General features: G+C 73.4%; 15 protein-coding genes and 1 riboswitch. Of the genes, 3 read left to right on the top strand and 12 right to left on the bottom strand.

Annotated features, from left to right (window positions below; all coding sequences use genetic code 11):
- Window positions 1-56: 56 nt before the first annotated feature.
- Entirely contained in the window at window positions 57-494 is a 438-nt protein-coding gene (locus tag DCW30_RS16550) for a hypothetical protein (protein WP_123985634.1), read from the bottom strand.
- Between the two features lie 199 nt (window positions 495-693).
- Here DCW30_RS16550 and DCW30_RS16545 point away from each other — a divergent pair, with 199 nt between their 5' ends.
- Window positions 694-1,734: an RICIN domain-containing protein gene (locus DCW30_RS16545; protein ID WP_076687576.1), complete on the top strand. Its 1,041-nt coding sequence runs from the start codon at window positions 694-696 to the stop codon at window positions 1,732-1,734.
- A 480-nt stretch (window positions 1,735-2,214) separates the two neighbouring features.
- Here the strand turns inward: DCW30_RS16545 and cpt are convergent, their stop codons facing one another.
- The 5 genes from cpt to DCW30_RS16520 form a co-directional block, all read right to left on the bottom strand.
- Window positions 2,215-2,763: a chloramphenicol phosphotransferase CPT gene (gene cpt / locus DCW30_RS16540; protein WP_076687575.1), complete on the bottom strand. Its 549-nt coding sequence runs from the start codon at window positions 2,761-2,763 to the stop codon at window positions 2,215-2,217.
- Between the two features lie 54 nt (window positions 2,764-2,817).
- On the bottom strand, window positions 2,818-3,330 hold the full coding sequence (locus tag DCW30_RS16535) for a copper chaperone PCu(A)C (RefSeq protein ID WP_076687574.1): 513 nt from the start codon (window positions 3,328-3,330) through the stop codon (window positions 2,818-2,820).
- The gene (locus DCW30_RS16530) at window positions 3,327-5,600 is read right to left on the bottom strand and encodes a heavy metal translocating P-type ATPase (protein ID WP_076687573.1); all 2,274 of its coding nucleotides are present in this window, start codon (window positions 5,598-5,600) and stop codon (window positions 3,327-3,329) included. Before DCW30_RS16530 ends, DCW30_RS16535 begins: the two co-directional genes overlap by 4 nt.
- Window positions 5,597-5,800 carry a hypothetical protein gene (locus DCW30_RS16525; RefSeq protein ID WP_076687572.1) on the bottom strand — a complete coding sequence of 68 codons (204 nt, stop codon included), beginning with the start codon at window positions 5,798-5,800 and terminating at the stop codon, window positions 5,597-5,599. The genes DCW30_RS16530 and DCW30_RS16525 overlap by 4 nt, the downstream gene beginning before the upstream one ends.
- Window positions 5,801-5,959: 159 nt before the next feature.
- Window positions 5,960-6,448, bottom strand: a complete 489-nt coding sequence (locus DCW30_RS16520; RefSeq protein ID WP_076687571.1) for an RrF2 family transcriptional regulator — start codon at window positions 6,446-6,448, stop codon at window positions 5,960-5,962.
- A gap of 113 nt (window positions 6,449-6,561) precedes the next feature.
- Here DCW30_RS16520 and DCW30_RS16515 point away from each other — a divergent pair, with 113 nt between their 5' ends.
- Window positions 6,562-7,302 carry an SDR family oxidoreductase gene (locus DCW30_RS16515; protein ID WP_076687570.1) on the top strand — a complete coding sequence of 247 codons (741 nt, stop codon included), beginning with the start codon at window positions 6,562-6,564 and terminating at the stop codon, window positions 7,300-7,302.
- Window positions 7,303-7,315: 13 nt separating this feature from the next.
- Here the strand turns inward: DCW30_RS16515 and DCW30_RS16510 are convergent, their stop codons facing one another.
- The 6 genes from DCW30_RS16510 to DCW30_RS16485 all read right to left on the bottom strand — a co-directional run bounded on the left by DCW30_RS16510 (window position 7,316) and on the right by DCW30_RS16485 (window position 12,072).
- Window positions 7,316-8,155, bottom strand: coding sequence for an ATP-binding cassette domain-containing protein (locus DCW30_RS16510; RefSeq protein WP_129299901.1), 840 nt, complete (start codon window positions 8,153-8,155; stop codon window positions 7,316-7,318).
- Window positions 8,152-8,901: a cobalt ECF transporter T component CbiQ gene (gene cbiQ / locus DCW30_RS16505; protein ID WP_076687568.1), complete on the bottom strand. Its 750-nt coding sequence runs from the start codon at window positions 8,899-8,901 to the stop codon at window positions 8,152-8,154. The genes DCW30_RS16510 and cbiQ overlap by 4 nt, the downstream gene beginning before the upstream one ends.
- Before the next feature lie 6 nt (window positions 8,902-8,907).
- On the bottom strand, window positions 8,908-9,330 hold the full coding sequence (locus tag DCW30_RS16500; RefSeq protein ID WP_076687567.1) for an energy-coupling factor ABC transporter substrate-binding protein: 423 nt from the start codon (window positions 9,328-9,330) through the stop codon (window positions 8,908-8,910).
- Window positions 9,327-10,145, bottom strand: coding sequence for an energy-coupling factor ABC transporter permease (locus tag DCW30_RS16495; protein WP_237283471.1), 819 nt, complete (start codon window positions 10,143-10,145; stop codon window positions 9,327-9,329). The genes DCW30_RS16500 and DCW30_RS16495 overlap by 4 nt, the downstream gene beginning before the upstream one ends.
- 30 nt (window positions 10,146-10,175) lie before the next feature.
- Window positions 10,176-10,359, bottom strand: a riboswitch (cobalamin riboswitch).
- 60 nt (window positions 10,360-10,419) lie between these two features.
- Window positions 10,420-10,566: a hypothetical protein gene (locus DCW30_RS37050; protein WP_205576632.1), complete on the bottom strand. Its 147-nt coding sequence runs from the start codon at window positions 10,564-10,566 to the stop codon at window positions 10,420-10,422.
- 258 nt (window positions 10,567-10,824) lie between these two features.
- A complete protein-coding gene (locus DCW30_RS16485; protein ID WP_237283470.1) occupies window positions 10,825-12,072 on the bottom strand; it encodes an FUSC family protein in 1,248 nt (415 codons plus the stop codon).
- A 269-nt stretch (window positions 12,073-12,341) separates the two neighbouring features.
- Here DCW30_RS16485 and DCW30_RS16480 point away from each other — a divergent pair, with 269 nt between their 5' ends.
- Complete coding sequence (locus DCW30_RS16480) at window positions 12,342-12,515, top strand: CsbD family protein (RefSeq protein WP_076687566.1); 174 nt, start codon at window positions 12,342-12,344, stop codon at window positions 12,513-12,515.
- The last annotated feature ends 23 nt before the right edge of the window (window positions 12,516-12,538 follow it).

Here is a 12,538-nt window from a genome sequence, read left to right as displayed (position 1 = left end):
ACTCCTGACGGGGCGGCACATGCCGTACGGGGCGGGGGCGGACGCGCGGTCGCCGCTCATGACCAGGAGCACTTGGTCAGCCCGGGGAAGGGGTGCTGGGGCGCCTCGACCATGTCGGCGGGCAGGTAGCCCCACGCCTTGACCTTGGGGGACGTCACGATCTGATCGCCCTGGGTGTAGTACCAGATGTTGTTGCCCAGGTAGTCGGAGCCCTCCTTCCAGCACACGAACCAGTGCGGGCTGAACCGCATGATGCCGATGACCGGGCTGGTGGAGCGCGACTGGATGCGCACGGAGCCGGGGGTGAGCTCGCACCACAGGTCCCCGGTGAATCCCATCCCGGTCCAGTCCACGTGCGGCTCGCCAGGGCGTAGCCGGCACTCCCCCTCGGCGGACGCCGCGGATGCGGGCGCCGTGAGCGCCGCGCACAGCAGTGCGGAGGCTGCCAGCGGTCCCGCGACGCCACGCAGCCGCCGCCCGGTTCTTCCGCTCATCGTGAGTACACCCCTCGTCTGGTCGACAGAATCCGGCCGTTCCCAGCGGTACGGGGCCGATGGTGGCCGTCCTGGCTGACACGCCCCTGACGAACTCGCCCCGCACCAGCCAGAGTTGGCGGGTCAGAAACGTGTCAGAGCCCTGTGCGACTCTCCGCGCCCAAGGCTCCGGCACACCGGGCACACCCGAGGGGGAACCATGCGAAGACCGGATCATGAACAGCGGAGACGTCGTTCCGGAGGCCTCACACGGCACGGACGTCCCGCGCGGGCCGGGCGCGGCCACGCCGCCCTGCTCGCCGTCACCGCCCTGCTGCTCACGCTGACGGGTCTGGGCGGCACGGCGGGCGACGCGCGGGCGGCCACGTCGGACATCAACATCGTCGCCGAGCACAGCGGCATGTGCCTCGAAGCCGCTACCGCGGCCGAGGGCGAGGTGATCACCCAGCGTCGGTGCGCCGGGCGCAAGAACGCCCTGTGGACGCTGCGGACCTCCTCCCTCGGCGGGAACTCGTACCAGCTCGTCAACGCCTACAGCGGCAAGTGCATGGCCGTCGAGAACTCGAGCACCACGGCGGGCGCCCTCGTACGGCAGCAGGCCTGCGGCAGCCAGCCGGGCGCCAGCTTCACCTTCGGCGAGACCGACGGCGGGGTCTGGATACAGCCCAGGTCCGCACCCTCGCTCTGCCTGGAGGTCACCGGCTCCTCCGTCGCCGACGGCGCCCGGCTCCGCCAGTGGAGCTGCGACCGGCAGCCGGGGTCCGTCTTCTCGCAGGAGCGGTACGCGGGTCCCGTCCTCGGCTGGGCGAGGATCCGGCCCGCCGGCGCGCCCACCCTCTGCGTCACCGAGGGCCGCGACCGCAAGGGCCTCTACCAGAGCGCCGTCGCCGTCCAGCGGGACTGCGCCCAGGCCACACCGCCGCGCACCTACCTCGAAGAGGTCGGCGCCGGCCGCTACCGCATCCAGTGGCACCACCCCGAGTTCGGCATCGGCTGCCTGACCGTCATGGACGGAGGTCCGGTGCCCGGCATGCTCGAACCGTGGGACGCCTGCGCCGCCGCCACCGTCTTCCTCGTCGAAGCGGTCGAGTCCCCGGTCCCGGGCGGCTTCCGCATCCGCGAGGAAGCCACGGGCCAGTGCGTCGGCATGGCGGGCGGGGGCACGACGGCCGGCGTGGAGGTGACGCGCCAGGCGTGCACGTCGGCGGTGTCGCAGGAGTTCTTCGTGGACCCGGAGTGAACCGGTGCGCCAGGGCCGGCACGGCGCGACTCCACCGGCCCGAACGCCCGCGTCCCGCCTACCTGAACGGACGCACCCGGATTCGTACCGCTGCCGGATACCGCCCGGCCCCCCACGGGTCTAGCGTGGTGGTGGCAGCATGACGGCCGCATCGCGGCGGCCCTGGCCACGGTCCCCGGTCCCCGGACGCGTCCTCGGCCCTCCATCCCCGGGAGGTGGACGCGTTTCGGCACTCTCTCCGGCGGACCGGTCTCCGGCTTCATCCGCCTTCCCTGCCCACCCGGGCCTGCCCGGCCGGGCCCGTGCGCCGACGACACGGGCCCGGCCGTCCGGCCCTTCCGAGCTGTTGTCCCGGGGCTCACTCCCGCGCGCCCCGACGACGGAAGGGTCACCGCGACGCCGCCGTGGAGGGGAGCCACGGCGGCGCCGCGGGATGTCCGCGCACCGTCGCGGCCCGGGCTCCCCCGCCCAGCGGCCGCCTCATCGCTCCGGCGGCCGGCTCACCCGGGCCGCGATGGTGCGCGCGCACGCCATGGACTCGGCGTGGGTCGTGTCGACCTCCAGGTCGTAGGCCACGCCGTCGTGCACCAGGTCGGCCTGCGAGGCCGCCATGCCCTTGGCCCGGTCGCCGCGCGCGACCCCGCGGTCCTCGGCGACGGCGCTCTCGCACCGCACGCCGACCCACAGCACCTCGACCCCGTCCAGCCGCTTCAGCCACCGCCGCTGCGACGTGGCTCCGCCGAGGAAGACGTCGTCGACGATGATCCTGGCGCCCGCGCGGGCCATGGTGACGATGCCTTCCGTCCAGGCCTCCTCCAGCGTCCGGAAGTCCTCGCCGACGCTCACCACGCCGTCCGCCGCGATCTCGATGCCCTCCTGCGACGCCTGCATCCTCGCGGGCATCGAGTCGACGAAGGAGTCGCAGCCGAACGCCAGCCACGGTTCCGGCAGCACGTCTTGCAGACACCGTACGATGCCGGTCTTCCCCGAGCTCGAACCACCGTTGAGAATGATCATTTGCGTCGCCATTCCCTCACAGTAGGCCGTGCGTGCTCCGCGCACCGGCCTGTCATAGCGGTCCGTTCACCCGGCGCCGGGGCGGACCACGACGGCCGACACCCTGACCGGCCCGCTCCGCCGGAAGTGCAGCACGAACGGCACCCGGTCCCCCGCGCGCACCGGTTCGCGCAGCGTCAGCATCACGTCCAGGCCCCGCGGTGACATCTCCAGCGTGCCGCCCGCCGCGACGGTGACCGGACCGGCCCCGCGCATGGTCGCGGCGTTGCCGTCGGTCGCCGTGTTGCGGCCGAGCATGACGCCGGAGGCGGCGGGCGAGGTGACGCCGGTCAACTGGTCGTGATGGCCCCCGGAGTTGGCAACGCGGAAGAAGGCCGCGGACTCCCTGCTCCCGCCGAACGGCAGGTACATCCGCCCGGCGGACACCTCGATGCGCGCGGGGCTGCCCGCCGCCCCCGACGCGGTCCACGCGGCGAGGCCGCCGAGCGCGAGCGCGCAGGCCGCCACCGGCGCCAGCGCGGCACGCGCCGCTTCGGTGAGCCGTCGACGGGTGGGCCGCGCCGCGGCCGTGCCCGTCATCGCAGGCCGCCGCGCGGCGCGGGCCGCCAGGTGCGCAGGCGCAGGCTGTTGCCGACGACGAGCAGGGAGCTCGCCGACATCGCGGCGGCGGCGAGCATGGGCGTCAGCAGACCCACCGCGGCGAGCGGCACGGTCACCGCGTTGTACCCGAACGCCCAGATGAGGTTGGCGCGGATCGTGGCGAGGGTGCGACGGGCCAGGCGGACGGCGTCCGCGACCGCCTCGATGTCGTCGCGGACGAGGGTGACGTCCGCCGCCCCGGTGGCCACGTCCGTGCCGGCGCCCATCGCGATGCCGAGGTCGGCGCCGGCGAGCGCGGCGGCGTCGTTGACGCCGTCCCCGATCACCGCCACGCGACGCCCTTCGGCCCGCAGCCCGCGCACCAGCTCCGCCTTCTCCTCGGGCGAGCACCGCGCCCGTACGTCGGCGATGCCGAGCTCCGCGGCGACGGCGCGGGCGGTGGCCTCGCGGTCGCCGGTGGCGAGCACGGGCCGCACGCCCAGCCGCTTCAACTGGTCGACGGCGCGGTAGCTGCCCGGCCGTACGACGTCCCCGACCGCGAACAGCGCCTCGGGCGAGCCGTCCACGTGGACGAGGACCGGGGTCCGCCGCGCGCTCTCGCACGCGTCCAGGGCGCGGGCCAGCGGCTCGGGCAACTCCCCTTGGGGTGACCGGACTTCGACGAAGCGACCCTCGACGTGTCCGCTGACCCCGGTTCCCGGCAGCGCCCTGAACCCGGTCACCTCGGGCAGCGGCCGTCCCGCGTACGCGACGAGCGCGCGGCCCAGCGGATGCTCCGAGCCCTGTTCCACCGCACCGGCCAGCCGCACCGCGGCCTGCTCGCCGATGCCGCCGGGCAGCGCCGTGACCCGTGCGACGCTCATCCGCCCCGCGGTCAGCGTTCCCGTCTTGTCCAGGACGACGGTGTCGACGTGCCGCAGGCCTTCGAGCGCCCGCGCTCCGCCGACGAGGACGCCGAGCCGTGCCCCGCGCCCGGTGGCGGCCAGCAGCGCCGTCGGTGTCGCGAGCCCCAGCGCGCACGGGCACGCGACGACGAGAACCGCCACGCACGCGGTGACGGCCGCCTGCGGGTCGGCGCCGGCGCCGAGCCAGAAGCCGAGCACCGTGACGGCGACGGTCAGGACCACCGGCACGAACACGCCCGCCACCGAGTCGGCGAGCCGCTGGGCGCGCGCCTTGCCCAGCTGAGCGTCCGTCACCAGCCGTGTGATGTGCGCCAGGCGGGTGTCCGCGCCGACCGCCGTGGCACGGACCAGGAGCAGGCCGCCCACGTTGACGGCGCCGCCGACCACGGACGAGCCCGCGCGCGCCTCGACCGGTTCACTCTCGCCCGTGACCAGCGACAGATCGACAGCGGAGCTGCCCTCGACCACCTCGCCGTCGGTCGCGACCCGCTCGCCCGGCCGGGTGACGAAGACCTGCCCGACCCGCAACTCCGCGAGCGTGACGCGGCGTTCACCTGCTCCTTCGCGGACGGCGACGTCCTTGACGCCGAGTGCGGCGAGCGACCGCAGCGCCTGCCCCGTGCCGTGCCTGGCCCGCGCTTCGAGCAGACGCCCCGCGAGCACGAACAGCGGTACGGCGACGACGGCCTCCAGATAGATCTCCGCGGCGCCGCCGCCCGCCCCGGACGAGGGCAGCAGGCTGAACGGCATCCGCATGCCGGGGGCGCCCGCGCCGCCGAGGAAGAGCGCGTACGCCGACCAGCCGAAGGAGGCCGCGACGCCGAGCGAGACCAGTGTGTCCATCGTCGCCGTGTGGTGCCGCAGGCCGCGCAGCGCCCGTACGTGGAAGGGGCCCGCACCCCATACCGCGACCGGCGCGGCGAGCACGAAGCACAGCCACTGCCAGTTGCGGAACTGCCAAGCGGGCGCCATGGACAGGACGAGCACCGGCAGCGAGAGCAGTGCCACCACGAGCAGCCGGTCCCGCTCCCCGTGCCGGGCCGGCGCGGGCTCCTCGCGCCCGGCAGGCTCCTGTCGCGCGCGCGGCGGCTCGGACGGTTCCGCCGTGTATCCGGCGCTCTCGACGGCCGCGACGAGGTCGGCGGGCGTGACGTGGTCCGGGTGGCTGACGCGGGCGCGCCCGGTGGCCAGGTTGACCGCCGCGCTCACGCCGTCCAGCCTGGCCAGCCTCTTCTCGACCCGCCGTACGCAGGCCGCGCAGGTCATGCCCCCGACGGTCAGATCGGTGACGGCGAGGACGGCCGCCGCGCCGGGGGCGGTCGTCCGCGCCTCGGAGGCGGTCATCCGTGCATCCCGCCCATGCCGGGCATGTCCTCTGCGTCGTCACCGGCCGGCCGCGAGCCGCCGTCGCCGGTGGCCGTGCGGGGGCCGTGCATGCCGGGGGCGACGGGGCCCGCCCAGGAACCGACGGCGTACGACACGGCGAACACCGCCGCCAGCAGCAGGAGGAAGGCATGGAGGGTGAAGCGGCGGGGGTCGTCCATCAGCGGTCTCCCGGTACGGATCAGGTACGGGACTCGCGCCCCGCGGCGGCCTGTCGCGGCCGTGCCGGTACAGGAGTCGGGGCGGCGGGGGGACGAGTTCCCGCACGCGGGAGTGATCCGGCTCACCCGCCGGGGGCCGCTCGCCCTCGCCGGGGCGGTTCAGCCAGCCGCAGCCGCTGAGTTCAGCCACGCCCCGATGGTGGGGAGCGCGTCGGGGCCGCTGGTCCGCTCCACCGTGGCGGCGAGGTCGCCTATGGAGACCGCCTGGAGCGACGCCCGCCAGGCGGCGTCCGCCGCCGACATCACGCGGGCGATGGGGCACGGCTCCGCGCACTTCTCGGGGGGCGTGCCGAAGGGCCCGCGCTGACGGATCTCGGTGCACGTGAACGCCGGGCTCGCCCCGTCCACCGCCTGCACCACGTCCAGGACCGTGATTTCCGTGCCGCCCCTGGTCAGCACGTACCCGCCGGTCTTGCCCTGGACGGACCTGACGAGGCCCGCACGGGACAGCGCCTGCATCTGCTTGGCCAGGTAGCTCGGCGAGACGTCGTGCAGCTGGGCGAGGCGCGCGGCGGGGACCGGTTCGGCCGCCGCGGTCAGCACCACGCAGCAGTGCAGCGCCCATTCCACGCCACCCGACAGTTTCATGCCTTCTTCCGTCCCTCCGTTTGACTCGGACACAGACTATCCGAGTACTATCTCGGACATCAGATATCCGAGTTTGCCGCCCCGGCGGCACTCGCCCACGGAAGGGCAGGCTCATGAAGATCACGGTCATCGGCGGCACCGGACTCATCGGCTCCCAGCTCGTCACCCGGCTCCGCGACGCCGGCCACGAGGTGGTCGCGGCCTCCCTGTCGACGGGGGTCGACCTCCTGAAGGGCACGGGGCTCGACGAGGCGCTCGAAGGCGCGGAGACGGTCGTCAACGTGACGAACTCCCCCACCTTCGACGAGGCGTCCCCCGAGTTCTTCCGCACCACCATGGGGCACCTGCTGGCGGCCGGTGAGCGCGCGGGCGTGCGCCACCAGGTCATCCTCTCCATCGTCGGCGTCGACCAGGTGCCGCAGCTCGACTACTACCGCGCCAAGACGCTCCAGGAGGAGCTGCTGCGGAACGGGCCCACCCCGTACTCGATCGTGCGGGCCACCCAGTTCTTCGAGTTCATGGACGCCGTCATGTCCTGGACCGCCGACGACGACACCGTCCGGCTGCCCTCCACCCGCGTCCAGCCCATCGCCACGGCCGAGGTCGTCGAAGCGCTCGCCGACGTCACGACCGGCGCACCGCTCGGCGGCGTCCTGGACGTCGCGGGCCCCGACGTCCTCCCCCTCGACGAGCTCGGCCGTCTCACGCTCGCGGCCCGCAAGGACCCGCGCAGGGTGGTCGTCGACGAGCAGGCGGGCATGTTCGGCGTCGTCGAGGGCGACGCCCTCGTCGCGGGGCCCGGCGCGCGGCTGGCCCCCACGCACTACCGGGACTGGCTGGAGTCCGCCCTCTGAGGCCGTCCGCGGCTCACGGGGCCGCCCGTGCCGTGAGGGCCGTCAGCTCCTCCGGTGTGCGCGGCCCCTCGTCCGCCTCCCCCAGCAGGCCGCGCGTGCGCAGGTGCTCCGTGACGGCTGTCGCCCACGGCAGGTTCAGGCCCGCCAGGGCCAGCAGCCCACGGTCGGCCAGGGTCGCCGCGGCCGGGCCCGTGCGGACGCCGGAGGGGGTGAGCAGCGCCGCGTCGTCGGCCCAGCGCAGGGCCAGGTCCACGTCGTGGGTGGCCATCACCACGGTCGTCCCGGCGTCCCGCAGTCGGCGCAGGGTGGCGAGGAGGCGTTCCTGGCCGTCGGGGTCGAGGCCCGCGGTCGGCTCGTCGAGGATCAGCACGCGCGGGCGCATCGCCACGGCGCCCGCGATGGCGGTGCGCTTGCGCTGGCCGTAGGAGAGCAGGTGGGTGGGCCGGTCAGCGAGTACGGCGATGTCGAGGGCGGCCAGCGACTCGGCGACGCGCGCGCGGACCTCGGCGACGGGCAGCCCCAGGTTGAGCGGGCCGAAGGACACGTCCTGTTCGACCGAGGCGGCGAACAACTGGTCGTCGGGGTCCTGCACGACGAGCTGCACGGTGGTGCGCAGCCGGGTGAGGCCCTTGCGGTCGTACGTCACCGGGGACCCGCCGAGCAGCAACTCGCCCGCGTCGGGCCGGAGTCCGCCGCTGAGCAGCCGCATGAGGGTGGTCTTGCCGCTGCCGTTGCGCCCGAGCAGGGCGAGCGCGCGCCCCTCGGAGACACCGAAGTCCAGGCCGCTCAGCACGGCAGGCCCCTCGTCGTACGCGTAGGACGCAGCGCGCAGCGCCACCAGGGGCTCGCTCATGGAAGAACCTTCTTCAGTACGAGGGTGAGGGCGATCAGGCTCAGGAGGAGGACCACGGCGGCGGCCACGAACGGCCGGGAGACCTTCGCCTCGGGCACGAGCACCCGCAGGGTTCCGTCGTAGCCGCGCCCGGCGAGCCCGGCCTGCAGCCGCCCCGCCCGGTCGAAGGCGCGCACGAACGCCGTCGCCCCGAGCCCCGCGAGCGACCGCCACGTGGCCGCCCTGGTGGTGTGCCCGAGCCGCGCGGCCTGCGCCTGGCGGATGCGCCCCATTGAGTCCAGGAGCAGGAAGCTCATCCGGTACGTCACGAGGGCGACGTCCACCACGGCCACCGGCACCCCCGCCCTCACCAGGCGGGGCAGCAGGTCCGACAGCGGCGTGGTGAAGGCGAACAGGAGCACCCCGAGCGAGGCGGCCGAGGTCCGGAGAAGCAGCCCCCCGGCGCGCGCGGGGCCGCCTTCGGCGAGCGTGACGAACCCGTCCGGGCCGCCGATCTGGACGAGCAGGGTCAGGGCTCCGGTGACGCAGAAGCCGAGCGGCACGCGGTAGGCGCGCCACAGCTTGCGGGCCGGCACGCCCGCCGGGCCGAGCAGCACGACGAGCGCGGTGAGCAGGACGAGGGCCGCGCCCGGCCAGGGCGGCAGCGAGACGGCGAGGGCGGTGAGGCCGAGTCCGAGCACGGCCTTGTCCACGGGGTGGCGGCGGCGCCAGCGACTGCTGTGCGCCGCCGCGTCGATGGGCAGCACTGCGGGTCAGGCCTGCCCGGCCCCGGTGCGGCTTTCGCCGTCCGCGGTGAGGCCGGACGCCGCACCGGGCACGTCACCGGACGGTTCGGCTGTCGGCCCGGCGTGCCCGTCGAGTGCCCGTTCACGCTCGCGCTCGACGCCCTGGCGGCGTCCCCTGCGCAGCCCGAAGTAGTAGGCGAGGACGCCCGCGCCGAGCGCCGCCTGAAGGGCGAAGAGCGCCGACTCGACCTCCCCGGAGGGCGGTTCGTACAGCGGCGAGAACCAGGGCTCGTAGTCCGGCTCGATCTCGGTGATCGCCGTCTCGGCCTGGGCGTCGGCGCCCGCGAACGGCTCCTCCTTGTGGTCGCCGAGTCCGAGGACGAGCGGCAGGACCGCGAGGGCGGCGACGAGGACGATCAGCAGGGTGTTGATCTTCGCGTTGCGGCTCATCGCGCGCGGGCCTCCGTCTCGGTCCTGGCGTCGCCCGTGTCCTGGTCCGTGGCCTTGATCTTGGCCTCGGTCTTGGCGGTGGTCGTGTCCATGGTCGGGCCTGGGGCCCTGTCCGTGGCCGGGGTCGCGCCCGGGGCCGTGGCCGGACGCGCGCGCTGGAGCAGGACGCCGAGCCGGGTGAGTTCTCCCCTGCTGGACTGCACGAGGAGCCGCATCACCAGGACGGTGAGCAGTCCCTCGCTGACCGCCAGCGGTATCTGGGTGACGGCGAAGATGCCGCCGAACTTGCCGAGCGCCCCGAGGAATCCGCTGCCGGGGTCGGGGAACGCCAGGGCGAGCTGGACGCTGGTGACGCAGTACGTCGACAGGTCGGCGACGAAGGCGCCGCAGAAGACCGCCGCCATCAGCGGCACGTCGTACCGCTTCAGGAGCCGGTAGACGGCGTACCCGGCCCAGGGCCCGGCGATCGCCATGGAGAAGACGTTGGCGCCGAGCGTGGTGAGCCCGCCGTGGGCGAGCAGCAGGGCCTGGAAGAGGAGCGTGATCGTGCCGAGCACCGCCATGACCGGAGGGCGGAACAGGATCGCGCCGAGGCCGGTGCCCGTCGGATGCGAGCAGCTTCCGGTGACCGACGGGATCTTCAGGGCGGACAGGACGAAGGTGAAGGCTCCGGACGCACCCAGAAGCAGTGTGCTCTCCGGGTGTTCCTTCACCTCACGCGTAAGGGAGCGGACTCCGTGGACGACGAACGGCGCGGACGCTACGCCCCAGGCGATCGCGTGCGCCGGCGGGAGGAAACCCTCGGCGATATGCATGGCTCAGCAGACCCTCTCCAGCACCTCGTGGATGGACAACGCGCCTTGGCCGGTCTCCTGGCTGACGGGTCGTACCGTCCGGTCTCCGCCTTCCCGGGCGCGTGTGCGCCCAGTGGCTGCCGCGAGGGCTGGAGCCGGACATCCCGATCACAGTGGCGAGGGCCGCACCGGCATCACACCGGATTTCCCGAGCACCAAGGCGTGGTGACAGTAGTGTGCGAGCCGGAGACATGACAACTTTCCGCAGGTGCCCCGGTGTCCTGGCGGCCGCTGTTCAGCGGGTGTCCGTCTCACCGCCCGTCACGGCGAGGTCCTCGCCCACGATGAAGCCGGAGTCGCCGCCGGTGATCAGCGCGACCTTGTCGAGGAGCTCGTCGGCGGCCTTGTACCGCGATGCCTGGTAGCGGGGCCTCGGCGACATGTCACCCTCGACGCCGGGCGGCGGGCCGTGCTTGTCCCCGGGAACGGAGGCGTGGGCTCGGACGTGCCCTGCGGGCCGCTCGTGCGGGCTCGTGCCGGCCCTCGTGCACGAGGAGGCCTCCTGCGGAAGTCGGGCATGGGCGGTGGCGTGCCGCGCACCGCCCGAGGTCGGTGACCTGGGTCGGGCGCCCAGACCCCACGAGGGACCTACGGGTGAAAACGGCACCTGGAGGGTTCCCGGTCTTTCGCCGGCGACTCCTCAGCAGGTGTCCCGCAGCACGTCGCAGGTGTGCCGGAACTCCTCCATGAGGCGGTTCGCCTCGACCACGAGCACTCCGTACGGCCGGGTCGGATCGGCGAGCGGCAGGCCGGACCTGGCCGCCTCCTCAGAGACCTCGCGCACACGCTCCTGGGCGTCGTCGGCCAGTCCGTCCAGGCGTCGGGACTGCTCGGTGAGGGAATCCTCGTCCAGCTCGGCGAGCACGTCGGTGATCTTCGAGACGCTTTCGAGGAAGTCGGCGTAGCTGCGGAAGAACGCGCCGTCGTCGAGTCTGGCCTCCTGCTCGGTCCACTGGTCCAGGCTGCGGGTCAGGGACGACACCTGGTACAGGGCGCGCACCAGCGCTTCGAGCACCGCCCCGTACCCCTCGAACGAGACGGCGCCGCCGCGTCGTCTGCGCAGCAGGAGCCGGGGGTTGTAGTAGAGGCTCTCCTCCGCCGTGCGGAAACTGTCCCGCGCCTGCGTGATCATGCCGCCGGTCTGCTCGGCCCTGCTGTGCCACTGGCCGCAGTGGTCGGCGTCGATCTCGTTGTCGCGCAGCACCGGGTACATGTCGCTCACCAGGTCGCCGAGGGCCGCGGCGAGCGTGTGGAGGCCGTACTCGGCGCTGCGGTACCGCATCGGCGGGGCCACCGTGAGGTTGACGATGACGCCGATGCCGCAGCCAATGAGCACGAGCAGGATGATCTGTCCGAGCTGGGTGATCTTCTGGCTATCGGTGGAGGCGAGGGCGTAGGTGGAGAAGGCGAAGAACGCTCCCGTGGCGACCTGGGAGCCCTGGGAGCCGAGCGCGGGCCAGCGCCCGATGGTCAGGCCGACCACCGCCACAAGCACGAACGTCAGCAGATCCGAGCCGATCATGAAGCCCACGCCCGCCACCATGCTCACGCCTACCGTCACGGCCGCCAAGTAGCGCAGCGCCTGCAGCAGCGACCGGTAGACCGTCACCTGCATGATCAGCACCGCGGAGAACGGCGCGAAGGCCGGTGACGGCGTGTTCAGCACGTCGTAGGAGAGGAACCAGGCCAGGGTCGCGGCCAACGTGCTCTTGAAGATCAGCAGCACGGTGTGCCGCTCGTAGCCCGGTGTCTCCAGGGCCCGCTGCCACCACTCCCACGCCCGGCCGGACCAGCGCCGCACAGCGCCCGGCGTCCGCCGCCCCTCGTCCTCGACGACCATCGCCGTGCTCCATCCCGATGTGTTCCATATCTGTTCCGTCGCGGCCACGCCCAGGAGAATCGCCGAGTTCATCCTGCGGTCCGGTCCGGAAGCCCGCATGCGGGGTTCCCCGCCGGCCGAACGGTCACGCCGCCCAGCCGTCAGCCACCGGATGCCCGGACCGGCGCGCCGCACGCGCGCGAGAATCCGGGTTTTCCTCCCGCATTCCGGGGGACGCCGGGTCACCGGAATTTCTCGGCGAGAGCGCGTTTATGTCATCGATGAGCGGCCAGGCGTAATCACGGCACACAAACCCGAACCGATGGAGGGTGAGCGACATGGCCGCCAACGAGAAGAACCGGGCGAAGACCGAGCAGATCACCGGCAAGGTCAAGGAGACCGCCGGACGCGCCGTGGGCAACGAACGCCTCACCGCCGAGGGGCGTGCCGAACAGGCCAAGGGCGACGCCCGGCAGGCCAAGGAGAAGATCAAGGACACCGGCAAGCACTGAGCCGGCAGCACCGCGCGGCGGGG

Origin of the sequence: Streptomyces alfalfae, from assembly GCF_004127445.1 — a bacterium.
GTDB classification, from domain to species: domain Bacteria; phylum Actinomycetota; class Actinomycetes; order Streptomycetales; family Streptomycetaceae; genus Streptomyces; species Streptomyces alfalfae.
This window is presented reverse-complemented; position numbering and strand designations above follow the sequence as displayed.

Bases quoted from the DNA above. Each gene is read 5' to 3' on its own strand.
- DCW30_RS16480 (WP_076687566.1), top strand. From the start codon at position 12,342: ATGGCCGCCAACGAGAAGAACCGGGCGAAGACCGAGCAGATCACCGGC.
- DCW30_RS16550 (WP_123985634.1), bottom strand. From the start codon at position 494: ATGAGCGGAAGAACCGGGCGGCGGCTGCGTGGCGTCGCGGGACCGCTG.
- DCW30_RS16525 (WP_076687572.1), bottom strand. From the start codon at position 5,800: ATGGACGACCCCCGCCGCTTCACCCTCCATGCCTTCCTCCTGCTGCTG.
- cpt (WP_076687575.1), bottom strand. From the start codon at position 2,763: ATGGCGACGCAAATGATCATTCTCAACGGTGGTTCGAGCTCGGGGAAG.
- DCW30_RS16515 (WP_076687570.1), top strand. From the start codon at position 6,562: ATGAAGATCACGGTCATCGGCGGCACCGGACTCATCGGCTCCCAGCTC.
- DCW30_RS37050 (WP_205576632.1), bottom strand. From the start codon at position 10,566: ATGTCGCCGAGGCCCCGCTACCAGGCATCGCGGTACAAGGCCGCCGAC.
- DCW30_RS16535 (WP_076687574.1), bottom strand. From the start codon at position 3,330: ATGACGGGCACGGCCGCGGCGCGGCCCACCCGTCGACGGCTCACCGAA.
- DCW30_RS16495 (WP_237283471.1), bottom strand. From the start codon at position 10,145: ATGCATATCGCCGAGGGTTTCCTCCCGCCGGCGCACGCGATCGCCTGG.
- DCW30_RS16520 (WP_076687571.1), bottom strand. From the start codon at position 6,448: ATGAAACTGTCGGGTGGCGTGGAATGGGCGCTGCACTGCTGCGTGGTG.
- DCW30_RS16500 (WP_076687567.1), bottom strand. From the start codon at position 9,330: ATGAGCCGCAACGCGAAGATCAACACCCTGCTGATCGTCCTCGTCGCC.
- DCW30_RS16510 (WP_129299901.1), bottom strand. From the start codon at position 8,155: ATGAGCGAGCCCCTGGTGGCGCTGCGCGCTGCGTCCTACGCGTACGAC.
- DCW30_RS16530 (WP_076687573.1), bottom strand. From the start codon at position 5,600: ATGACCGCCTCCGAGGCGCGGACGACCGCCCCCGGCGCGGCGGCCGTC.
- DCW30_RS16545 (WP_076687576.1), top strand. From the start codon at position 694: ATGCGAAGACCGGATCATGAACAGCGGAGACGTCGTTCCGGAGGCCTC.